Here is a 23,424-nt window from a genome sequence, read left to right on the forward strand (position 1 = left end):
TCAGCGACTCGCTTCTATCAAGGCTTCGGCTTCGGCCAGACGCTCGTGGGTCCCGACATCCACCCAATGCCCCTTCAGACGCTCGCCCGTCACTTCGCCATTGGCCATGGCATTGCGCAGCAGCGGCGCGAGCTTGAAAGCACCGTCGCTGCAACCGTCGAACAGCTGCGGATGAAGCACGGCGATACCGCTGTAGGTCAGGGTCGCCGCATCAGGCTCACCGTCCTGCACTTTGCCGTCGATCAGGCTGAAGTCGCCGTTCGGGTGATGCGCCGGATTGTCCGCCAGCACCAGGTGCGCCAGGCCATTGATCGGCTGGTGCAGCACGCTGAAGTCGTAATCGGTCCAGATGTCGCCGTTGACCACCAGAAACGCATCATCACCGAGCAACGGCAGTGCACGGAAAATCCCGCCACCGGTTTCCAGCGGTTCGCCTTCCGGCGAGTACCGAATACTCAGGCCGAAGCGCGAGCCGTCGCCCAGATGATCCTCGATCTGCTGGCCGAGCCATGCGTGGTTGATGACGATTTCGTTGAAACCTGCGGCCGCGAGGGCGCGCAGGTGATACTCGATCAGCGGTACACCGCCGGCACGCACCAGCGGTTTCGGCGTGGTCAGGGTCAGCGGGCGCATGCGCTCGCCTTTGCCCGCTGCCAGGATCATTGCCTTCATGCCGTCGCTCCAGCACGCAAGCTGCTGAACAGCGCTTGCAGCTCCGCCAGTTCAGGACGGCGGGCGGTCACTGCTTCTATATAGGAGAAGAAGCGCGGCACGTCCGCCAGATAACGTGGCTTGCCATCGCGGTGGCAGATACGCGCGAAGATGCCGATGACTTTCAGGTGACGCTGCACACCCATCAGGTCGCTGGCGCGCAGGAAGTCTTCGAAATCCGCCTGCACCGGGATGTCCAGCGCCGAAGCTTGCTGCCAATAACTTTCCAGCCAGCCGCGCACGCGTTCTTCCGGCCAGCTGAGGAAGGCATCCTTGAACAGGCAAGTCACGTCGTAAGTCACCGGGCCGTACACCGCGTCCTGGAAATCCAGCACGCCAGGGTTGGGCTCGCTGAGCATCAGGTTGCGCGGCATGTAGTCGCGGTGCACCAGCACTTTCGACTGCGCCAGCGCGCTGTCGATCAGCAACTCGCTGACGTGCTGCCACTGTTGCTGCTGGGCCGCATCGAACTCGACGCCCAGCTCGCGCTTGACGTACCACTCGGGGAACAATTCCAGCTCACGGCGCAACAAGGCGACGTCGTAACTGGGCAACGGCGCAACCATCGGCAACTGTTGAAAAGCCAACAGCGCTTGCAGGGCATCGTGGAATAACGCGTCGGCATTTTCGCCATCGATCACGTCGAGATAGGTCTTGTTGCCCAGGTCATTGAGCAAAAGAAAACCGCGCTCGAGGTCTTCGGCGTAAATTTTCGGCACATTAATTCCGGATTTCGCCAGCAAAAAGGCGATATCCACGAACGGTTTGCAGTTTTCCTGGGGTGGCGGCGCGTCCATGACGACGAAGCTGCGACCATCACCCTCCCAGCGGAAGTAGCGGCGGAAACTCGCGTCGCTGCTGGCCGCAGTCAACGTGGCCGGGGGCACGGTGCCCCAGCCCTGCTCGGCAAACAGCTTTGCCAACTGCTCATCGAGCCAAACTTTCAGGTGTTGCAAGCGTACATCTTGGTCAGGCATTGCAAGGGTCTCCGACGGCGCTAGCCGTCAAGCGGGTCATGCTTTATTATCCAGCATCTTTTTCAGACCATCGAGAGGCGTGCGGCCCACACCGCGGGCAGATGGCACGCAGGAAGCCCGGACTAATAAGATGGCATTGAAATCCCCCGCGTTTCGTAAAAAATTTCCGTTGTTGGTAACCGGCAGTCTGCTGGCTATGCAACCTCTGGCCAGTCAATTCGTTGTTGCCGCCGAGCAGTATGACTGCTCCGTCTCGGCTACGGGTGGCTGGGACTGTGCGCCCAAGTCGCCCGCCGCGGCATTGCCGCCGCGTCCGGTGCATGACGGCAGTGCCGTCAGCTCTGCTGGCGAGGCCCCGGCCGACAACGGTTCCGGCGCAGAGACCGGTGCAAAAACCGCATTGGTCACTGAGTCCAAGGGCCGTGGCCTGAAATCCCGTAGCGAAGACTACAGTCACCTCGACTGGGTTCCGCGCGAGAAGCTCACTGCCGCGCAACTGGCCGAGACCGGTCCTTACTGCTCTGGTTCCTATATCGAACCGATTCGTCCTGGCATGAATGACAAGACGAATAAAAGTGACGCGCCGACCTTCATCGGTGCCAAAGCGTCGCGTTACGAGCAGGACACCCAGGTCGCCAGCCTCGCCGGTGACGTGGTCATGCGTCAGGGCAGCATGCAGGTCGAGGCCGACGAGGCCAACCTGTATCAGGCCGAAAGCCGTGGCGAACTGGCCGGCAACGTGCGCATCCGCGACAACGGCGCGCTGATCGTCGGCGACCACGCCGATGTGCAGCTCGACACCGGTGAAGCCAAGGTCGACAACGCTGAATACGTTATGCACAAATCGCGCATCCGCGGTAACGCGCTGTACGCCAAGCGTGCCGAAAACGCGATCATCCGCCTGAAGGACGGCACGTACACCACGTGCGAACCGAACAGCAACGCGTGGCAGCTCAAGGGCAACAACATCACCTTGAACCCGGCGACCGGTTTCGGCACCGCGACCAACGTGACCTTGCGCGTCAAAGACATCCCGATTCTGTACACGCCGTACATCTACTTCCCGATCGACGACCGTCGCCAGTCCGGTTTCCTGCCGCCAACCATCGGTTCGGGCAGCGACACCGGCTTCACGCTGCTCACCCCGTACTACTTCAACCTGGCTCCGAACTATGACGCCACGTTGTACCCGCGCTACATGAGCAAGCGCGGCATGCTGATGGAAGGTGAGTTCCGCTACCTGACCAAATCGAGCGAAGGTCAGTTCGGTGCGGCGTATCTCAACGATGAGAACGACGATCGCAAGCTTCAGTCCGACTACAAAGACACTCGCTATATGTACAACTGGCAGCACAAGGGCGGTCTCGACTCCCGCGTGATGACCCAGGTCGACTACACCAAGATCAGCGATCCGTATTACTTCCAGGATCTGCAGACCGATCAGATCGGTGTGAAGAGTGCAGATTACGTCAACCAGCAAGGCGCAATCACCTATCGCGGCGACAGCTACACCGCACAGTTGAACGCCCAGGCCTATCAACTGGCCACCGTTTCGAGCATCACGCCGTATGACCGCCTGCCGCAGATCACCTTCAATGGTCAGCTGCCATATCATCCGGAAGGCCTGAATTTCGATTACGAGACAGAGCTGGTACGTTTTGATCGCGACCTGCGCGATGGAGATTTCGTCGACGAAGATGGCATTGCATCACCTCGCCTGGACAGGAACATCACCGGGCTGGCTCGTGCCACCGGCGACCGTTTGAATCTGAAGCCGGGCGTTAGCCTGCCGATGAACTGGAGTTACGGTTTCCTCAAGCCTTCCCTGAAGTATCAATACACTCAGTATCAGCTTGATCTGGACGGCACCGGCAAATCTCAGATCGATGCGCTGTCGCCAGAAAACCAGAAGCTCTACGGCAAATTCAGCAGCAATCAGAATCGTGGTGTTCCGATCGCCAGTGTCGATAGCGGCCTGTACTTCGACCGCGATACATCCTACTTTGGCAAGAATTATCGCCAGACGCTGGAACCACGCCTGTTCTATCTCTATGTTCCTGAGGAAGACCAGTCCGATATCCCGATCTTCGACACCAGCGAGTACACCTTCAACTACTCGTCGCTGTTCCGTGACAACCGTTTCTCCGGTGCCGACCGCGTCGGTGACGAGAACAAACTGTCGCTGGGCGTGACCAGTCGCTGGATCGAAGAAGATGGTTTCGAGCGCCAGCGCATCAGCGTAGGTCAGGCCTACTACTTCAAGAATCGTGAAGTGCAGTTGCCGGGTATCGATGCAAAAACCCGCGCCGACTCCAAATCAAATGTTTCTCCGTACGCGCTGGAATACGAATACCGCTGGAACCGCGACTGGCGCGCCACTGCCGATTACAACTGGGATCCGGACAGCCGTAGCCCGCGCTCCGGCAGTGCGATGTTCCATTATCAGCCTGCGGACAACCCGAACAAGGTCATCAACGCCGGTTATCGCTATCGCAACGACCAGATTCGCTACGACCAGAATACCGGTCAATGGTCGGTGGGCGGTGGTGACTACGGCACCCCGGGCCAGCCTGGCTACGTGAAGGACTACTACAAGATCCAGCAGCATGACTTTTCGGTCATCTGGCCGATCGTTCCGCAGTGGAGCGCCATCAGCCGCTGGCAGTACGACTACAACCGCAATCGCACGCTGGAAGCCTTCGGTGGTTTCGAATATGACAACTGCTGCTGGAAACTGCGCCTGATCAACCGTTACTGGGTTGCCTATGACGAGTTCAGCCAGGAAGCTCCGCAAAACGAAAAAGGCGACCATGGCGTCTTCCTCCAAATTGTTCTGAAGGGGCTCGGCGGCCTGACTGGCGCCAAGGTAGAGAGTTTCCTCGATCAAGGCATTCAAGGTTATCGTGAACGTGAAGACCAAGCTTTCTGATTGTCTGCGCCCGCTGATGCTGGGCGCGCTGTTCCTGGGTACGGCGGCCAACGCCGCCGTACAGTCCATCGATAAAGTGGTGGCGATCGTCGACAACGACGTGGTCATGCAGAGCCAACTGGACCAGCGGGTTCACGAAGTTCAGCAGACCATCGCCAAGCGCGGTGGCGGTCTTCCGCCTCCGGGCGTGCTCGATCAGCAAGTGCTCGAGCGTCTGATCGTCGAAAACCTGCAACTGCAGATCGGCGAGCGCTCGGGCATCCGCATCACTGACGAAGAGCTCAACCAGGCTGTTGGCACCATTGCCCAGCGCAACAACATGACGGTCGATCAGTTCCGCTCAGCGCTGGCTCGTGATGGCCTGAACTATGACGACGCCCGTGATCAGATCAAGCGCGAGATGATCATCAGCCGCGTGCGTCAGCGTCGCGTGGCCGAGCGCATCCAGGTGTCCGAGCAGGAAGTGAAGAATTTCCTCGCCTCCGACCTCGGCAAGATGCAACTGTCCGAAGAACTGCACCTGGCCAACATCCTGATTCCGACCCCGGAAAGCGCCAACTCTGAAGCCATTCAGAGCGCCGCGCGTCAGGCCATGGAGGTTTACCAGCAGCTCAAGCAAGGCGCCGACTTCGGTCAGATGGCCGTGGCCAAATCCGGCAGCGACAACGCGCTGGAAGGCGGCGACATGGGCTGGCGTAAAGCCGCGCAACTGCCACCGCCGTTCGACCGCGAACTGAGCAGCATGGCCGTCGGCGACATCACTCAACCTGCGCGCACACCGGGCGGCTTCATCATTCTGAAGCTGCTGGGCAAACGTGGCGGCGAAGCGCAGATGCGCGACGAAGTGCATGTGCGTCACATCCTGGTCAAGCCGAGCCCGATCCGCGACGAAGCCAAGACCAAGGCCCTGGTGCAATCGTTGTATGACCGCATCAGCGCCGGTGAAGACTTTGCCGAGCTGGCGAAAAACTACTCGGAAGACCCGGGTTCCGCCCTCAACGGCGGCGACCTGAACTGGATCGACCCGAACGCGCTGGTGCCGGAATTCCGCGAAGTGATGGCCTCGACCCCGCAAGGTCAGCTGTCCAAGCCGTTCCAGACCCAATATGGCTGGCACGTGCTGGAAGTCCTTGGCCGTCGCGCCACTGACAGCACCGAACAGGCCCGTGAGCAGCAAGCCATGACCGTACTGCGCAACCGCAAATACGACGAAGAGCTGCAAACCTGGTTGCGTCAGATCCGTGACGAAGCATACGTAGAGATCAAACTCCCTGGTGCAGACCAGGCAGCGCAGTGAAACCCAAGCGTTTCGCGCTGACACCCGGCGAACCGGCCGGCATCGGTCCCGACCTGTGCCTGCTGCTCGCCTCGCAAGCCCAGCCACATCCCCTGATAGCCATTACCAGCCGCGACCTGCTCATTGAGCGGGCCGCGCAGCTGGGGCTGGCCGTCAATCTGCTGGATGTCGCGCCCGGGCAGTGGCCAAATGTTCCAGCGCCGGCCAACAGCCTGTACGTCTGGGATACGCCACTCAGCGCACCGGTAGTCGCCGGACAACTGGACACGGCCAACGCGGCATTCGTCCTCGAAACCCTGACCCGCGCCGGCAACGGCTGCCTGAACGGCGACTTCGCCGGGATGATCACCGCACCCGTGCACAAAGGCGTGATCAACGAATCGGGTATCGCGTTCTCCGGACACACCGAATTTCTCGCCGACCTGACGCACACCGCGCAAGTAGTGATGATGCTTGCCACTCGCGGTTTGCGCGTGGCGCTGGTCACCACGCATCTGCCACTGCGCGAGATTGCCGATGCGATCACCGCAGAGCGGCTGGAGCGGGTCACGCGAATCCTGCACACCGATCTGCAAGACAAATTCGGCATCGCCCGGCCACGCATTCTGGTCTGCGGTCTTAATCCGCACGCCGGTGAAGGCGGCCACCTGGGCCATGAAGAAATCGACATCATCGAACCGACATTAGAGCGCCTGCGCAGCGAGGGCATGGACCTTCGTGGCCCGCTGCCTGCCGACACTCTGTTTACCCCCAAATATCTGGAGCACTGCGACGCAGTGCTGGCGATGTACCACGACCAGGGCTTGCCCGTGCTCAAGTACAAAGGCTTCGGCGCTGCCGTCAACGTGACGCTGGGCCTGCCGATCATCCGCACCTCGGTCGACCATGGCACCGCCCTGGATCTGGCCGGCAGCGGCAGGATCGACACCGGCAGCCTGCAAGTCGCCCTGGAAACCGCCTACCAGATGGCCGAGACCCGTTTATGAACGAGCAATACCAACACAAGGCGCGCAAACGCTTTGGCCAGAACTTCCTGCACGATGCCGGCGTTATTGACCGCATCCTGCGCTCCATCCATGCCAAGGCTGACGACCGCCTGCTGGAAATCGGCCCTGGTCAGGGTGCCCTGACCCAAGGTTTGCTCGGTTCCGGCGCACAACTCGACGTGGTGGAGCTGGACAAGGATCTGATCCCGATCCTCAACCAGCAGTTTGCCGGCATGAGCAATTTCAACCTGCATCAGGGCGATGCGCTGAAGTTCGACTTCAATACGCTGAATGCCGCGCCGAACAGCCTGCGGGTGGTTGGCAACCTGCCGTACAACATTTCCACTCCGCTGATTTTTCACCTGCTGAACAACGCCGGCATCATTCGTGACATGCACTTCATGTTGCAGAAAGAAGTGGTCGAGCGTCTGGCTGCAGGCCCGGGTGGCGGTGACTGGGGTCGTTTGTCGATCATGGTTCAGTACCATTGCCGCGTGGAACATCTGTTCAATGTCGGCCCGGGCGCGTTCAATCCGCCGCCGAAAGTCGACTCGGCAATCGTGCGTCTGGTGCCCCACGCGGTACTGCCGCACCCGGCCAAGGATCACAAGTTGCTGGAGCGCGTGGTACGCGAAGCCTTCAATCAGCGCCGCAAAACCTTGCGCAATACCCTCAAGCAATTGCTCAGCAACGCCGAGATCGAAGCCGCGGGCGTTGATGGCAGCCTGCGTCCCGAGCAACTGGATCTGGCCGCATTCGTGCGCCTGGCCAACCAGCTCGCGATACAGGTCCCGGCAGCTCCCGCCGCCGACTGACCCGCGATGAACGCTATCGGGCAGCACACCACTCTGGTTTACTGCCCGATACTTGCCTAGACTGATTCCCCATCAGCTACGCCCCGCGTTCCGCTTCGTTAAGGCCCTCTTGCATGTCCGATTCCCGTTATCAGGTCGATGTCAGCGTCGTCACCCATTATCTGGCAGACCAATCGCAACCCGAACACGACCGTTTCGCCTTCGCCTACACCATCACCGTGCAGAACAACGGCGAGATTGCCGCCAAGCTTCTGTCCCGGCACTGGGTGATTACCGATGGTGACGGCCATGTCGAACACGTGCGCGGTGAAGGCGTCGTCGGCCAGCAACCGTTGATCGATGCAGGCAAGAGCCACACGTATACCAGCGGCACGGTGATGACCACCAAGGTCGGCACCATGCAAGGCTCCTATCAGATGCTCGCCGACGACGGCAAACGTTTCGATGCGACCATCAAACCGTTTCGCCTCGCCGTACCCGGAGCCCTGCACTGATGACGACTTACGCCGTCGGTGACCTGCAAGGCTGCCTGGAGCCGCTCAAGTGTCTGCTCAGGCAAGTCGCGTTCGACCCGACGCTTGATCGGCTGTGGCTTGTCGGCGATCTGGTCAACCGTGGCCCGCAGTCGCTGGAAACCCTGCGCTTTCTCTACGAGATGCGCGAGTCGCTGGTTTGCGTACTCGGCAATCACGACCTGCATCTGCTGGCCGCCGCGAAGAAGATCGAACGCTTGAAGAAAAGCGACACACTGCGCGAGATCATCGATGCCCCCGACGGCCCGCAACTGATGGAATGGCTGCGCCAGCAGAAGCTGATGCATTACGACGAAACACGCGATGTTGCGATGGTCCACGCCGGCATCCCGCCGCAATGGTCGCTGCGCCGTGCGTTGAAGTGCGCCGCCGAAGTCGAGACCGCCCTGCGTGACGACAACGTATTCCCCGCCTACCTTGACGGTATGTACGGCAACGAGCCGGCAAAATGGGACAACGATCTCAAAGGCATTGATCGTCTGCGGGTGATCACCAATTACTTCACGCGCATGCGCTTTTGCACCGCCGAGGGCAAGCTCGACCTCAAAAGCAAGGAAGGCCTGGACAGCGCCCCGCCCGGCTACAAGCCGTGGTTCCAGCACAAGGAGCGCAAGACCAAAGGCCTGCGCATCATCTTCGGTCACTGGGCTGCGCTCGAGGGCAATATCCACGAGCCGGGCATTTCCGCGCTGGACAACGGATGCGTATGGGGCGGCAGCCTGACGCTGATGAACGTCGACAGCGGCGAACGCCTGTCATGCAAATGCGACGAGCACGGCGGGCTTGCACACACGGTTGCGCCACTTATCCCCGAATCTTCGCCAGTCGACGCGCCGCGTTAGACTGCACTTTCAGTTGAGCTACAGGAACCCGCCATGAGCGAATTCAAACGAATCCCCCCGGAACAGGCGCAGGCCCTGCGTGAACAAGGCGCCGTTGTGGTCGACGTGCGCGACCCGGCGACCTTTGCCGCGCTGCATATCAGCGGTTCGAAGCATCTCGACAACCATTCGCTGCACGCTTTCATTCAAGGCGCCGATCTTGATGCACCGACCGTCGTGGTCTGCTATCACGGCAACTCCAGTCAGGGCGCAGCCGCCTATCTGGTCAGCCAAGGTTTCTCCGATGTTTACAGCATGGACGGCGGCTTTGAGCTGTGGCGTACGACTTATCCGTCGGAAACCGCGCAAGGCACCGCCGAATAATTTTTTTGCGCAGCGCAGGCCCCGGCTGCCGTGGTCCTGCGCGCGGCAGACGAACGGTCTGCCACAACTAATTACGTATCTCGCCTTTACCTCTCGAATTCCCAACTATCCTTAAGCGCAGGCCATCCAAATCAGGGGAGAGCCGGTACACCGGCGCGCGGATCATCGGGAGTAGCTTTCGCGGTTTGTCGACCGTGGGAGAATTCTGGGGGGTAAACAGCAGCTGCCACAGCGACTGCTGCCAGCATCGACTGAGTGATCCGGCGTCGGCTCCACGTATCGAGCGAGGTGACGTCATGAGTATCTTTAGCCACTTCCAACAACGCTTCGAATCCACACGCCAGGAAGAACTCTCTCTGCAGGAGTACCTGGAGCTGTGCAAAAACGATCGCAGCGCTTACGTTTCCGCCGCCGAGCGTCTATTGATGGCGATCGGCGAACCGGAACTGCTCGACACTTCGACCAATTCGAGGCTGTCGCGCATCTTCTCCAACAAGGTGATCCGCCGCTATCCGGCCTTTGAAGACTTCCACGGGATGGAAGAATGCATCGACCAGATCGTCTCGTATTTCCGCCACGCCGCCCAAGGCCTGGAAGAGAAGAAACAGATTCTTTATCTGCTCGGCCCCGTCGGTGGCGGTAAATCGTCCCTGGCCGAGAAGCTGAAACAGCTGATGGAGAAGGTACCTTTCTACGCCATCAAAGGCTCGCCGGTCTTCGAATCACCTCTGGGTCTGTTCAACGCCACTGAAGATGGCGCGATCCTTGAGGAAGATTTCGGCATTCCACGACGCTACCTGAACACCATCATGTCGCCTTGGGCGACCAAACGCCTGGCCGAATTCGGCGGCGACATCAGTCAGTTCCGCGTGGTCAAGCTGTACCCGTCCATCCTCAATCAGATTGCGGTGGCCAAGACCGAACCCGGTGACGAGAACAACCAGGACATCTCGGCGCTGGTCGGCAAGGTCGATATCCGCAAACTCGAAGAATTCCCGCAGAACGACGCTGACGCCTACAGCTACTCCGGTGCGCTGTGCCGAGCCAACCAGGGCTTGATGGAATTCGTCGAAATGTTCAAGGCGCCGATCAAGGTGCTGCACCCATTGCTGACCGCTACTCAGGAGGGCAACTACAACAGTACCGAAGGCCTCGGCGCGATTCCCTTCACCGGCATCCTGCTGGCTCACTCCAACGAGTCGGAGTGGCACACCTTCCGCAACAACAAGAACAACGAGGCGTTCATCGACCGGATCTACATCGTCAAAGTGCCGTACTGCCTGCGCGTCAGCGATGAAGTGAAGATCTACGACAAACTCCTGTTCAACAGTTCCTTGTCCAAGGCGCACTGCGCACCGGACACCTTGAAAATGCTTGCGCAATTCACCGTGCTGTCACGCCTCAAGGAGCCGGAAAACTCCAACATCTACTCGAAGATGCGCGTCTACGACGGTGAAAACCTCAAGGACACCGATCCGAAGGCCAAGTCGATTCAGGAGTATCGCGATTCGGCCGGTGTCGACGAAGGCATGAACGGCCTGTCGACCCGCTTCGCCTTCAAGATCCTCTCCAAGGTATTCAACTTCGATCCACATGAAATTGCCGCCAACCCGGTGCACCTGCTCTATGTGCTGGAGCAGCAGATCGAACAGGAACAGTTCCAGGCCGAAACCCGCGAACGCTACCTGCGCTATCTGAAGGAATACCTGGCGCCGCGCTACATCGAGTTTATCGGCAAGGAAATCCAGACCGCTTATCTGGAGTCCTACAGCGAATACGGTCAGAACATCTTCGACCGCTACGTGTTGTATGCGGATTTCTGGATTCAGGATCAGGAGTATCGCGACCCGGAAACCGGCGAGATTCTCAACCGCGTAGCCCTGAACGAAGAACTGGAGAAAATCGAGAAACCGGCCGGGATCAGCAATCCGAAGGATTTCCGCAACGAAATCGTCAACTTCGTCCTGCGCGCCCGGGCCAACAACAACGGCAAGAACCCGACGTGGCTCAGCTACGAAAAACTGCGGGTGGTCATCGAGAAGAAAATGTTCTCCAACACCGAAGACCTGCTGCCCGTCATCAGTTTCAACGCCAAGGCCAGCAAGGAGGATCAGCAGAAACACAACGACTTCGTTACGCGAATGGTTGAACGTGGCTACACCGATAAACAGGTACGCCTGCTGTCCGAATGGTACCTGCGGGTCCGCAAGTCGCAGTGAGGCAGCTGCAAGCTATAAGCCACAAGCTGCAAGAACTAAGCGCGTGAACCCGAAAACACGGGCATTCGCTTTTACTTGCAGCTTGCAGCTCAAAACTTGAAGCTCCCCGGAGGGGCCTTATGAGCTATGTGATCGACCGACGCCTCAATGGCAAGAACAAGAGCACGGTGAACCGCCAGCGTTTTCTGCGGCGCTACCGTGACCACATCAAGAAGGCTGTCGAAGAGGCAGTCAGTCGCCGCTCCATCACGGATATGGAGCACGGCGAGCAGATCAGCATTCCCGGCCGCGATATCGACGAGCCGGTGCTTCATCATGGACGCGGCGGCAAGCAGACCGTGGTGCATCCCGGTAACAAAGAGTTCACGGCCGGTGAACATATCGCTCGTCCACCGGGAGGCGGCGGTGGGCGCGGCCCGGGCAAGGCAGGCAACTCCGGTGAAGGCATGGACGAGTTCGTCTTCCAGATCACTCAGGAAGAATTCCTCGAGTTCATGTTCGAAGACCTGGAACTGCCGAACCTGGTCAAACGCAATCTGACCGGTACCGACACGTTCAAAACCGTACGCGCCGGGATCAGCAACGAAGGTAACCCTTCACGCATCAATATCATCCGCACCCTGCGCTCAGCACATGCACGTCGTATTGCCCTGTCCGGCAGCAGCCGGGCAAAGCTTCGTGAAGCCAAGGAAGAGCTGGCACGGCTCAAGCGCGAAGAACCGGACAACTTCGGCGATATCCAGGATCTCGAGGCTGAAATTGAAAAACTCAGCGCACGCATTCACCGCGTGCCGTTCCTCGATACCTTCGACTTGAAATACAACCTGCTGGTCAAGCAACCCAACCCCAGCTCCAAAGCAGTGATGTTCTGCCTGATGGACGTTTCCGGGTCGATGACGCAGGCGACCAAGGACATCGCCAAGCGCTTTTTCATCTTGCTGTACCTGTTTCTCAAGCGTAACTACGACAAGATCGACGTGGTGTTCATCCGTCACCACACCAGCGCCCGAGAGGTGGATGAGGAGGAGTTTTTCTATTCTCGTGAAACCGGCGGCACCATTGTTTCCAGCGCGCTGAAGCTGATGCAGGAAATCATGGCCGAGCGCTATCCGAGCAACGAGTGGAACATTTATGCCGCTCAAGCCTCCGACGGCGACAACTGGAACGACGACTCGCCGATCTGCCGCGACATCCTGATCAATCAGATCATGCCGTTTGTGCAGTACTACACTTACGTGGAGATCACCCCGCGCGAACATCAGGCCCTGTGGTACGAATACGAACGCATCGCCGAAGCCTTCTCTGACACCTTTGCCCAGCAGCAACTGGTCTCGGCCGGAGATATCTATCCGGTCTTCCGTGAACTCTTCCAGCGCAGGTTAGTGACATGACCGCCAAAGAGCAGAAGCGCCAACCCATATCCACCGGCTCCGAATGGACATTCGAGCTGATCCAGACCTACGACCGCGAAATCGCCCGGATCGCGGCCCGCTATGCGCTGGATACTTATCCCAACCAGATCGAAGTGATCACCGCCGAGCAGATGATGGACGCCTATGCCTCGGTGGGCATGCCGCTGGGCTATCACCACTGGTCCTACGGCAAACACTTCCTCAGCACCGAGAAATCCTACAGTCGCGGGCAAATGGGCCTGGCCTACGAGATCGTGATCAACTCCGATCCGTGCATCGCCTATCTGATGGAAGAAAACACCATCTGCATGCAGGCCCTGGTGGTGGCCCACGCCTGCTATGGCCACAACAGCTTCTTCAAGGGCAACTACCTGTTCCGCACCTGGACCGATGCCAGTTCGATCATCGATTACCTGGTGTTCGCCAAGCAGTACATCATGCAGTGCGAGGAACGCCACGGCATCGACGCCGTAGAAGATCTGCTCGATTCCTGCCATGCCTTGATGAATTACGGCGTCGACCGCTACAAGCGGCCGTATCCGATTTCCGCCGAAGAGGAACGCCGGCGGCAAAAGGATCGTGAAGAGCACATGCAGAAGCAGATCAATGATCTGTGGCGCACCATTCCCAAGGGCGCGGATAAATACAGCGACAAGGACAACGCCCGCTTCCCGGCCGAGCCGCAGGAAAACATCCTCTATTTCATCGAAAAACACGCACCGCTGCTGGAGCCGTGGCAGCGCGAAATCGTGCGCATCGTGCGCAAGATCGCCCAGTATTTCTATCCGCAGCGCCAGACTCAGGTGATGAACGAAGGCTGGGCGACGTTCTGGCATTACACGCTGATGAATGATCTGTATGACGAAGGCCTGGTCACTGACGGCTTCATGATGGAATTTCTCACCTCGCACACCAGCGTGGTGTTCCAGCCGGGTTTCGACAGCCCGTACTACAGCGGCATCAATCCTTACGCACTGGGTTTCGCCATGTACCGCGACATTCGGCGCATGTGCGAAGAACCTACCGAAGAAGATCGCCGCTGGTTCCCGGACATCGCCGGTTCCGACTGGCTGTCGACCATCAAGTTCGCCATGAGCAGTTTCAAGGACGAGAGCTTCATCCTGCAGTACTTGTCGCCCAAAGTGATCCGCGACCTGAAGCTGTTCAGCATTCTCGATGACGACCAGAAAGACGATCTGCTGGTGCCGGCCATCCATGACGAGGGCGGCTACCGCATCATCCGTGAAACCCTGGCTGCGCAGTACAACCTCGGTAATCGTGAGCCGAACGTGCAGATCTACAGCATCGATCGGCGCGGCGATCGCTCGCTGACCCTGCGCCATCAGCAGCACGACCGCAAACCTTTGGGCGATTCCACCGAAGAAGTGCTCAAGCACCTGCACCGGCTCTGGGGCTTCGACATTCATCTGGAAACCCTGCAAGGCGACCAGATCATGAAAACCCATCACGTGCCGCCACGCAGTGAACACAGCGAGGGCGATTACGGCCGGCTCGATCTGGCCGTGATTCATCTTTGATCCGGTTCCGGCCTCCGAAAGTCTGACGCAAGGGTTATCCTGTCGGACTGACGGAGGTTTTTTATGCAGGTTTACAAGGTTGGCGGCGCGGTACGTGATCGCCTGTTAGGGTTGCCGGTCACTGATGTCGACCGGGTCGTGGTCGGTGCAACCACTGAAGAAATGCTCGCCAAGGGATTCCGCCCGGTCGGCGCAGATTTCCCGGTGTTTCTGCACCCGAAAACCGGTGAGGAATACGCCCTCGCCCGCACCGAGCGCAAAAGCGGACGCGGTTACGGAGGTTTCACCTTCTATGCAAGTCCTGAAGTCACGCTTGAAGAAGATCTGATTCGCCGCGACCTGACGATCAATGCCATGGCCGAGGACGATCAACTCAACCTGACCGATCCGTACCACGGCCAGCGCGATCTTGAAGCGCGAATCCTGCGCCATGTTTCCCCGGCATTCGCCGAAGATCCGCTCCGTGTCCTGCGTGTTGCCCGTTTTGCTGCGCGCTACGCCGGGCTGGGCTTCACGGTTGCCGACGAGACCATGGACCTGATGCGTCAGCTCAGCGAGTCCGGCGAATTACAGGCGCTGACTGCCGAACGTAGCTGGAAGGAGATTTCCCGGGCACTGCTGGAAGACCATCCACAGGTGTTCATCCAAGTCTTGCGCGACTGTGGCGCACTCAAAGAGCTAATGCCGGAAGTCGACGCCTTGTTCGGCGTACCGCAGCCGGAGACCCATCACCCGGAAATCGACACGGGCCTGCACACCTTGAGCGTGCTGGAGCAGTCAGCTTTGCACAAACAACCGCTGACGGTGCGCTGGGCCTGCCTGCTGCATGACCTGGGCAAAGGCCTCACGCCGGAAGAAGAATGGCCCAGGCATATCGCCCATGAGCACACCGGGCTGAAGCTGATCAAAGCGGTCAACGAGCGCTTCAAGGTCCCCAAAGACTGTCAGGAACTGGCGCTGCTGGTCGGGCAATACCACACCCATGGGCACCGGGCGCTGGAGCTGAAAGCCTCGACGCTGCTGGAATTGCTGCAGAGTTTCGATATATATCGCCGGCCGCAGCGATTCGAAGAGTTTATCGCCGCGTGCGAGATGGACGCCCGTGGCCGCAAGGGCCTGGAGCAGCGCAGTTATCCACAGGCGGATTATTTGCGCGGAGCCGCGAAGGCTGCGCGAGCGGTGGCCGTGCAGCCATTGCTGGAGCAAGGATTCAAGGGGCCGGAACTGGGCGAAGCGCTGAAGCGGGAACGACTGAAGGCGTTGAAAGCCTACAAAGAGGCGGCGACGGCCTGATAAAAAACTTCGCGAGCAGGCTCGCTCCCACAGGAGACCTCGATCCAATGTGGGAGCGAGCCTGCTCGCGAAAGCGCATTTGATATCACCGCAACTCCGAAGGCGTGAGCTGCTCCCCCCGCCATTCGAACGCAACCGGCGCCAACACCTGATCAATTTGCGCCTCAGCCCACAACGTCGCAAAGCTTTGGCCCACCCCCGGATGCACCCGCTGCGGCGCAATCAACGACAGCGGCCACAGCACAAAGGCATTTTTCAGAATTTCCGCACGCGGCAGTACCAATCCGTCGAAGTTACCCACCAGATCGCCATACAGCAGCACGTCGATATCCAGCGGCAAGCCCTTGCGATCCGGTGCATAGCGACCGTTATCCGCCTCGATGAATTTCAAGCGACGATCAAGCTCCATCAACGGCAGATCGGTGTAGGCCGAGACCACGAAATTGAAGAACGGCCCGCTTTTGATGCCCACCGGCTGGCTCTCGAACACCGCCGAACAACGGATATCCACCAGAAATTTGGCCAGCGCATCGAGACCGGCGCGCAAATGGGTTTCGCGCTCGATATTGCTACCGAGCCCGAGGTAGACCTGAGTCAGCGACATCCGCGCTCGATCTCCACACCCACACCACCCTTGGCCGCTGGAACTGCGCCCGGCTTGGTCAGTTTCAGTCGCACCCAGGTGATCTTGAATTCGGCCATGAGCACTTCAACCAGACGCTCGGCAAAGGTTTCGACCAACTGGAACTGCGCCTGCTCGGCAAAAGCCTGAATGCGCGTGGAAACGCTGGCGTAATCGAGCGCCAGGGTCAGGTCGTCACCGGCGGCGGCCGGGCGATTGTCCCAGGCGAAGCTCAGATCAAGACGCAGACACTGACGGATGCCGCGCTCCCAGTCATAGGCACCGATCACGGTGTCGACTTCCAGGCCCTCGATAAACACTCTGTCCAAGCACTTCTCTCCGCTGCACGACAAGGGCGCGATGCGCCGTTAGAATCAGGGCGTCCTCGCCCGGAATAGTTAGCATGTTTTGGTTACTGGCGATTCTCGCCTACCTGCTCGGCTCGCTGTCCTTCGCCATTTTGCTCAGCCGCCTGACCGGAAATCCGGATCCACGAATGAGTGGCTCGGGTAATGCCGGCGCCACCAACATGCTGCGCCTGGCCGGTCGCAAACTGGCGATCCTGACCCTGCTCGGTGATCTGTGCAAAGGCCTGCTGCCGGTGCTGATCGCCTCAAGCGCGGGCCTCTCACTGCAGGATCAGGCCTGGATTGGCGTGTGCGCCGTGATCGGTCACCTGTTCCCTTTGTACTTTCGCTTTCGCGGCGGCAAAGGCGTTGCCACTGCCGCCGGCATGCTGCTTGGCCTGTATCCACCCGCCGCGCTGCTGGCGGTCTGCGCCTGGCTGCTGACGTTCTACCTGACCCGCACCAGCTCGCTGGCGGCGCTGATTGCCACACCGCTGACCCTGCCGTTGCTGGCCTGGCAAGAGCCGGAAGCCTTGCTGCCAATGAGCGCGCTGACCTTGCTGATTGTCTGGCGTCATCGCGGCAATCTACGCGACCTGTTTGCCGGGCGCGAACGGCATTTCTAGCTGCCGTCCCTGAGCGTCGCTCATTACAGCGCCGACAATTGTTCCATCGGCCAGCGTGCCTGCACGGTGATTGCCAGACTTTCCTGCTGACCGGCCTTCAGGCGCTGGCAACCGGCGAACGCGATCATTGCGCCATTGTCGGTGCAGAACTCGGGACGTGCGTAAAACACATCGCCCTTCATATCACCGAGCATCTTTTCCAGCGAAACCCGCAACGCCTTGTTGGCGCTGACGCCGCCGGCGATCACCAGTCGCTTCATGCCCGCCTGTTTGAGGGCGCGCTTGCACTTGATGGTCAAAGTCTCCACCACGGCCTGCTGGAACGCCAGCGCGATGTCGCAACGGGCTTGCTCGCCGTCGTCCCCGGCGCTGACGCATTGCTGCCAGGTGTTGAGGGCGAAGGTTTTCAAGCCGCTGAAGCTGAAGTCCAGACCCGGGCGGTCACACATCGGACGCGGAAAAGTGAAACGTCCTGCGACGCCCTTCTCGGCCAGCTTGGCGATTTCCGGCCCGCCGGGGTAATTAAGGCCCATCATCTTTGCGGTTTTGTCGAAGGCTTCGCCGGCCGCATCGTCGAGCGTCTCGCCGAGCAGGCTGTATTGGCCAATGCCGTCGACCTGAACCAACTGCGTATGACCACCGGAAACCAACAAAGCGACGAACGGAAACTCAGGCGGTTTCGGCTCCAGCATCGGTGCCAGCAAGTGGCCTTCCATGTGGTGCACGCCGAGCGCCGGAATGCCCCAGGCAAACGCCAGTGCCTGCGCGCAGGACGCACCGACCAGCAGCGCGCCGACCAGGCCAGGACCTGCGGTGTAGGCGATTGCGTCGATCTCGGTCGGCACGCAGTCGGCCTCGGCCAACACCTGACGGATCAAGGGCAGCATGCGTTTGACGTGGTCACGCGAGGCCAGCTCCGGCACCACACCGCCATAGACGCGGTGCAGGTCGATCTGACTGAACAGCGCATCGGCCAGCAGACCGCGTTCACTGTCATACAATGCGACGCCGGTTTCGTCGCAGGAGGTTTCTAATCCCAGTACTAGCATGGGTTTGCGCCTTGTTTAGGCTGAATTCGAAGGCGCGCATAATAGTCGCCACGTGATGCCCCGACCAGCGGTTTTCGATCAGAGGCTTTGCATTCCGAGCGATGAGGGGTTAACATCCGCAACCCTTAAAAACCGACGTCTTCAAGTGCTCTTTTGCCGCGAGGATGTTGACCCCGGTAATGAATGAAGGTAGCTCTGGATGCCAGCCGTCAAAGTAAAAGAGAACGAACCCTTCGACGTAGCTCTGCGTCGTTTCAAGCGCTCCTGCGAAAAAGCCGGTGTACTGGCTGAAGTTCGTAGCCGCGAATTTTACGAGAAGCCAACTTCTGAGCGTAAGCGCAAGGCAGCAGCCGCTGTTAAGCGTCACGCCAAGAAAGTTCAGCGCGAACAGCGCCGCGCCGTTCGTCTGTACTAATCCACAGACGTTCGTAGCAAGCTTCTTGCCTAAGCCCGGCCCTCAGCCGGGCTAATGGCATTTGCGTAAAACGCTAGATGCTTCACCGTCGACGCCGCCGATGCGACCGAGACAAATCTGCTTCACCGCGTCAGGCCTGGCTCTTTTGCCAGCGGTGCACGTCTTTTCTGACGAGCCTTTCAAGGCTACTGACGAGCACACCCACTGATTCCTCTTACGACGATCAGCCCAAGGCACCTGCATGCGTGCCCGCTTTATTGAGCTATCCGAGGCCGACAACCGGCCGTCAGCGGATTCAGCGCAACACTTTCACATAGTCGAAGACTGATAGGTACTAACGTCAGTGGATTTTCGGCAGATACACTTCCCGACAGCGATCACGCAGACGACACCGGTCGAGCCGCACTTTTTGTGCGTTTCCAGCAATGGCCCGCGTCCGACAGCCTGTCGCAACGGATTTATTGCAGCGCAGACGACGAGAACGCCATGGCCGGGCTGATACCCCAGAGCTTCATTGACGACCTGCTGAACCGCACCGACATCGTCGACGTGGTCAGCTCGCGCGTGCAATTGAAGAAGGCCGGCAAGAACTACACCGCCTGTTGCCCGTTCCACAAAGAGAAAACCCCGTCGTTCAGCGTCAGCCCCGACAAGCAGTTCTATTACTGTTTCGGCTGCGGCGCAGGCGGCAACGCCCTCGGCTTTCTCATGGATCACGACAACCTGGACTTCCCCCAGGCCGTCGAAGATCTGGCCAAAGCCGCCGGCATGGAAATCCCCCGCGAAGAAAGCGGCCGCGAGCGCAAGCCACGCCAACCGACCGACTCGCCATTGTACCCGCTGCTCACTGCCGCCGCCGATTTCTACCGGCAGGCACTCAAGAGTCATCCGTCGCGCAAGGCTGCAGTGGATTACCTCAAGGGTCGCGGCCTGACCGGCGAGATCGCTCGGGATTTCGGCCTAGGCTTTGCACCGCCGGGCTGGGACAACCTGCTCAAGCACCTGAGCAGCGACACGCTGCAACAGAAGGCCATGATCGAAGCCGGCCTGCTGATCGAGAACGCCGAAACCGGCAAACGCTATGACCGCTTCCGCGATCGCGTGATGTTCCCGATTCGCGATACCCGTGGACGGATCATCGCCTTCGGCGGCCGCGTACTGGGCGACGACAAGCCCAAGTACCTGAACTCACCGGAAACCCCGGTATTCCATAAAGGCCAGGAACTCTACGGCCTCTATGAAGCGCGCAAGAACAACCGCAACCTCGACGAAATCATCGTCGTCGAGGGTTACATGGACGTCATCGCCCTCGCCCAGCAAGGCTTGCGCAATGCCGTCGCCACGCTGGGTACCGCGACCAGCGAAGAACACCTCAAGCGCCTGTTCCGCGTCGTGCCGAACGTATTGTTCTGCTTCGACGGCGACCAGGCCGGTCGCAACGCCGCGTGGCGCGCCCTGGAAGCGACATTGCCGTGCCTGCAGGACGGTCGCCGCGCACGATTTCTGTTTTTGCCCGAAGGCGAAGACCCGGACACCCTGGTTCGCGCCGAAGGCACCGACGCATTCAAGGCGCGCATCAATCAGCACGCGCAGCCGCTGGCCGATTATTTTTTCCAGCAACTGACCGAGGAATCCGACCCGCGCTCACTTGAGGGCAAGGCACACATGGCCACCCTCGCCGCACCGCTGATCGACAAGGTTCCAGGCGCGAACCTGCGCATCCTGATGCGTCAGCGCCTGACCGAAATCACCGGCCTGAGCAGCGAGACCGTCAGCCAACTGGTTCAGAGTGCGCCGCAGGAAGCACCGCCCGCCTACGATCCGGGCTTCGATTACGATGCCATGCCGGACTACAGCGACTACCATCAGCCGCAGGCACAGGACATGTACGCGCCGCAGCAGGAATGGACGCCGAAGAAACCCGGCGCCGGCGGCAAGAAGTGGGACAAGAAACCGTGGGACAAGAACGGCAAGCGTGGTGGCGATCGCGAACAGCAGCGCCCGCGCACGCCGATTGGCGTCGAATCGCCGACCCTGACGGCATTGAGAACATTGCTCCATCATCCGCAACTGGCCAAGCGCGTTGAAGACGCCGGGCATATTGCCGATGAAAATCAGACCAACGCCCAGCTGCTTGTGGCGCTGCTCGAAGCCGTACAGAAGAATCCCAAGCTAAACTCATTTCAGTTGATTGCGCGATGGCACGGTACTGAACAGGGTCGCTTGCTCAAGGCACTGGCAGAAAAGGAATGGCTGATTGACGGAGATAACCTTGAACAACAGTTTTTCGACACCATTACTAGCTTGTCCGCCCGCCAACGCGAGCGAAATCTCGAACAGTTACTCAGGAAAGCGCGGCAAAGCGAACTGAGCGTCGAAGAGAAAAATCAACTGCGCGACCTTTTAAGTCGCAATGTTTCCGCATCAAACCCGACCTCAACTGGCGCGTGAGGTCATAGCTCAGGTATAATCCTCGGCTTGTTTTTTGCCCGCCAAGACCTTCAGTGGATAGGGTGTTATGTCCGGAAAAGCGCAACAGCAGTCTCGTATTATTGAGTTGATCAAACTGGGTCGTGAGCAGAAGTATCTGACTTACGCCGAGGTCAACGACCACCTGCCCGAGGATATTTCAGATCCGGAGCAGGTGGAAGACATCATCCGCATGATTAACGACATGGGGATCCCCGTACACGAGAGTGCTCCGGATGCGGACGCCCTTATGTTGGCCGACGCCGATACCGACGAGGCCGCTGCGGAAGAAGCAGCCGCTGCGTTGGCGGCGGTGGAGACCGATATCGGTCGCACCACTGACCCGGTGCGCATGTACATGCGTGAAATGGGTACGGTCGAGCTTCTGACCCGTGAAGGCGAAATCGAAATCGCCAAGCGGATCGAAGAGGGCATTCGTGAAGTGATGAGCGCAATTGCGCACTTCCCTGGCACGGTTGACCACATTCTCTCCGAGTACACCCGCGTCACCACCGAAGGTGGTCGCCTGTCCGACGTCCTGAGCGGTTATATCGACCCGGACGACGGCATCGCGCCGCCTGCGGCAGAAGTGCCGCCGCCGGTCGATCCGAAAGCCGTCAAGGCTGACGACGACACCGACGACGATGAAGCCGAATCTTCCGATGACGAAGAAGAAGCCGAAAGCGGTCCGGATCCGGTCATTGCTGCGCAGCGCTTCGGCGCCGTGGCCGACCAAATGGAAATCACCCGCAAGGCCCTGAAAAAGCATGGTCGTCACAACAAGGCAGCGGTTGCCGAGTTGCTGGCCCTGGCCGAGCTGTTCATGCCGATCAAACTGGTGCCGAAGCAATTCGAAGCCCTGGTCGAGCGTGTGCGCAGTGCCCTGGATCGCCTGCGTCAGCAAGAGCGCGCGATCATGCAGTTGTGCGTACGTGATGCGCGTATGCCGCGCGCCGATTTCCTGCGTCAGTTCCCGGGCAACGAAGTCGACGAAAGCTGGTCCGACGCCCTGGCCAAAGGCAAGAGCAAGTACGCCGAAGCCATCGGTCGCGTGCAGCCGGACATCATCCGTTGCCAGCAGAAACTGATTGCGCTGGAAACCGAGACCGGTCTGACCATTGCCGAAATCAAGGATATCAACCGTCGCATGTCGATCGGTGAGGCCAAGGCCCGCCGCGCGAAGAAAGAGATGGTTGAAGCCAACTTGCGTCTGGTGATTTCGATCGCCAAGAAGTACACCAACCGCGGCCTGCAATTCCTCGATCTGATCCAGGAAGGCAACATCGGTCTGATGAAAGCGGTGGACAAGTTCGAATACCGTCGTGGTTACAAGTTCTCGACTTATGCCACCTGGTGGATCCGTCAGGCGATCACTCGCTCGATCGCCGACCAGGCCCGCACCATCCGTATTCCGGTGCACATGATCGAGACGATCAACAAGCTCAACCGTATTTCCCGGCAGATGTTGCAGGAAATGGGTCGCGAACCGACCCCGGAAGAGCTGGGCGAACGCATGGAAATGCCTGAGGACAAGATCCGCAAGGTACTGAAGATCGCCAAAGAGCCGATCTCCATGGAAACCCCGATCGGTGATGACGAAGACTCCCATCTGGGCGACTTCATCGAAGACTCGACCATGCAGTCGCCAATCGATGTAGCCACGGTGGAAAGCCTGAAGGAAGCGACTCGCGAAGTACTGTCCGGCCTCACTGCCCGTGAAGCCAAGGTACTGCGCATGCGTTTCGGTATCGACATGAACACCGACCATACGCTTGAAGAAGTGGGCAAACAGTTTGACGTAACGCGTGAGCGGATTCGTCAGATCGAAGCCAAGGCGCTGCGCAAGCTGCGCCACCCGACGCGAAGCGAGCATCTGCGCTCCTTCCTCGACGAGTGATACCAGAACCCCCGGCCCAGGCCGGGGGTTTTGTTTTATGGCAGATTAAATTCCCCGCCCCACCCTCCCCGCCGCGTACCCCGT

The 23,424-nt window shown here is 59.4% G+C and carries 20 protein-coding genes; 15 read left to right on the forward strand and 5 right to left on the reverse strand.

Translation table 11 applies throughout. The annotated features are described in order from the left end of the window. Both murU and PS14A_RS22760 read right to left on the reverse strand, forming a co-directional pair. Complete coding sequence (gene murU / locus PS14A_RS22755; RefSeq protein WP_130911384.1) at nt 1-672, reverse strand: N-acetylmuramate alpha-1-phosphate uridylyltransferase MurU; 672 nt, start codon at nt 670-672, stop codon at nt 1-3. Continuing rightward, nucleotides 669-1,688 carry a phosphotransferase gene (locus PS14A_RS22760; RefSeq protein ID WP_212617271.1) on the reverse strand — a complete coding sequence of 340 codons (1,020 nt, stop codon included), beginning with the start codon at nt 1,686-1,688 and terminating at the stop codon, nt 669-671. The genes murU and PS14A_RS22760 overlap by 4 nt, the downstream gene beginning before the upstream one ends. Before the next feature lie 130 nt (nt 1,689-1,818). On the opposite strand from PS14A_RS22760, the gene PS14A_RS22765 reads away from it, so the two are divergent. The 11 genes from PS14A_RS22765 (at nt 1,819) to PS14A_RS22815 (ending at nt 15,915) form a co-directional block, all read left to right on the forward strand. After that, nucleotides 1,819-4,617: an LPS-assembly protein LptD gene (locus tag PS14A_RS22765; RefSeq protein ID WP_212617272.1), complete on the forward strand. Its 2,799-nt coding sequence runs from the start codon at nt 1,819-1,821 to the stop codon at nt 4,615-4,617. Then, nucleotides 4,592-5,914: a peptidylprolyl isomerase SurA gene (gene surA / locus PS14A_RS22770; protein ID WP_178083694.1), complete on the forward strand. Its 1,323-nt coding sequence runs from the start codon at nt 4,592-4,594 to the stop codon at nt 5,912-5,914. The genes PS14A_RS22765 and surA overlap by 26 nt, the downstream gene beginning before the upstream one ends. Beyond that, complete coding sequence (pdxA, locus tag PS14A_RS22775) at nt 5,911-6,900, forward strand: 4-hydroxythreonine-4-phosphate dehydrogenase PdxA (protein ID WP_137214206.1); 990 nt, start codon at nt 5,911-5,913, stop codon at nt 6,898-6,900. The genes surA and pdxA overlap by 4 nt, the downstream gene beginning before the upstream one ends. After that, nucleotides 6,897-7,715 carry a 16S rRNA (adenine(1518)-N(6)/adenine(1519)-N(6))-dimethyltransferase RsmA gene (gene rsmA / locus PS14A_RS22780; RefSeq protein ID WP_212617273.1) on the forward strand — a complete coding sequence of 273 codons (819 nt, stop codon included), beginning with the start codon at nt 6,897-6,899 and terminating at the stop codon, nt 7,713-7,715. Before pdxA ends, rsmA begins: the two co-directional genes overlap by 4 nt. A gap of 113 nt (nt 7,716-7,828) precedes the next feature. Beyond that, nucleotides 7,829-8,209: a Co2+/Mg2+ efflux protein ApaG gene (gene apaG / locus PS14A_RS22785; protein ID WP_016772895.1), complete on the forward strand. Its 381-nt coding sequence runs from the start codon at nt 7,829-7,831 to the stop codon at nt 8,207-8,209. Further along, nucleotides 8,209-9,090 (forward strand): symmetrical bis(5'-nucleosyl)-tetraphosphatase, encoded by an 882-nt coding sequence (locus tag PS14A_RS22790; RefSeq protein ID WP_212617274.1) that lies wholly within the window; start codon nt 8,209-8,211, stop codon nt 9,088-9,090. Before apaG ends, PS14A_RS22790 begins: the two co-directional genes overlap by 1 nt. 33 nt (nt 9,091-9,123) lie before the next feature. Then, nucleotides 9,124-9,453, forward strand: coding sequence for a thiosulfate sulfurtransferase GlpE (gene glpE / locus PS14A_RS22795; RefSeq protein WP_016772893.1), 330 nt, complete (start codon nt 9,124-9,126; stop codon nt 9,451-9,453). 296 nt (nt 9,454-9,749) lie between these two features. Then, complete coding sequence (locus PS14A_RS22800; RefSeq protein ID WP_016772892.1) at nt 9,750-11,672, forward strand: PrkA family serine protein kinase; 1,923 nt, start codon at nt 9,750-9,752, stop codon at nt 11,670-11,672. A 119-nt stretch (nt 11,673-11,791) separates the two neighbouring features. After that, nucleotides 11,792-13,063 carry a YeaH/YhbH family protein gene (locus tag PS14A_RS22805; RefSeq protein ID WP_056786661.1) on the forward strand — a complete coding sequence of 424 codons (1,272 nt, stop codon included), beginning with the start codon at nt 11,792-11,794 and terminating at the stop codon, nt 13,061-13,063. Continuing rightward, on the forward strand, nt 13,060-14,622 hold the full coding sequence (locus PS14A_RS22810; protein WP_024014545.1) for a SpoVR family protein: 1,563 nt from the start codon (nt 13,060-13,062) through the stop codon (nt 14,620-14,622). The genes PS14A_RS22805 and PS14A_RS22810 overlap by 4 nt, the downstream gene beginning before the upstream one ends. 63 nt (nt 14,623-14,685) lie before the next feature. Beyond that, nucleotides 14,686-15,915 (forward strand): multifunctional CCA addition/repair protein, encoded by a 1,230-nt coding sequence (locus PS14A_RS22815; protein ID WP_130911390.1) that lies wholly within the window; start codon nt 14,686-14,688, stop codon nt 15,913-15,915. A gap of 85 nt (nt 15,916-16,000) precedes the next feature. Here the strand turns inward: PS14A_RS22815 and folK are convergent, their stop codons facing one another. Together folK and folB are read right to left on the reverse strand one after the other, a co-directional pair. After that, nucleotides 16,001-16,519 (reverse strand): 2-amino-4-hydroxy-6-hydroxymethyldihydropteridine diphosphokinase, encoded by a 519-nt coding sequence (folK, locus tag PS14A_RS22820; protein WP_130911391.1) that lies wholly within the window; start codon nt 16,517-16,519, stop codon nt 16,001-16,003. After that, the gene (gene folB, locus PS14A_RS22825; protein WP_016772885.1) at nt 16,510-16,866 is read right to left on the reverse strand and encodes a dihydroneopterin aldolase; all 357 of its coding nucleotides are present in this window, start codon (nt 16,864-16,866) and stop codon (nt 16,510-16,512) included. Before folB ends, folK begins: the two co-directional genes overlap by 10 nt. A gap of 74 nt (nt 16,867-16,940) precedes the next feature. Between folB and plsY the strand changes: the two genes are divergently transcribed. Beyond that, complete coding sequence (plsY, locus tag PS14A_RS22830; RefSeq protein ID WP_024014548.1) at nt 16,941-17,510, forward strand: glycerol-3-phosphate 1-O-acyltransferase PlsY; 570 nt, start codon at nt 16,941-16,943, stop codon at nt 17,508-17,510. A gap of 23 nt (nt 17,511-17,533) precedes the next feature. Here the strand turns inward: plsY and tsaD are convergent, their stop codons facing one another. After that, a complete protein-coding gene (tsaD, locus tag PS14A_RS22835) occupies nt 17,534-18,559 on the reverse strand; it encodes a tRNA (adenosine(37)-N6)-threonylcarbamoyltransferase complex transferase subunit TsaD (RefSeq protein ID WP_039757706.1) in 1,026 nt (341 codons plus the stop codon). A 199-nt stretch (nt 18,560-18,758) separates the two neighbouring features. Here tsaD and rpsU point away from each other — a divergent pair, with 199 nt between their 5' ends. The 3 genes from rpsU to rpoD all read left to right on the forward strand — a co-directional run bounded on the left by rpsU (nt 18,759) and on the right by rpoD (nt 23,340). Beyond that, nucleotides 18,759-18,974, forward strand: a complete 216-nt coding sequence (gene rpsU / locus PS14A_RS22840; RefSeq protein WP_002551877.1) for a 30S ribosomal protein S21 — start codon at nt 18,759-18,761, stop codon at nt 18,972-18,974. Nucleotides 18,975-19,460: 486 nt separating this feature from the next. Next, entirely contained in the window at nt 19,461-21,425 is a 1,965-nt protein-coding gene (dnaG, locus tag PS14A_RS22845) for a DNA primase (RefSeq protein ID WP_024014549.1), read from the forward strand. Between the two features lie 67 nt (nt 21,426-21,492). Beyond that, nucleotides 21,493-23,340 (forward strand): RNA polymerase sigma factor RpoD, encoded by a 1,848-nt coding sequence (gene rpoD, locus PS14A_RS22850; RefSeq protein ID WP_039757703.1) that lies wholly within the window; start codon nt 21,493-21,495, stop codon nt 23,338-23,340. The last annotated feature ends 84 nt before the right edge of the window (nt 23,341-23,424 follow it).

The organism is Pseudomonas sp. 14A (assembly GCF_018132745.1).
Classification (GTDB): Bacteria; Pseudomonadota; Gammaproteobacteria; order Pseudomonadales; family Pseudomonadaceae; genus Aquipseudomonas; species Aquipseudomonas mercuritolerans.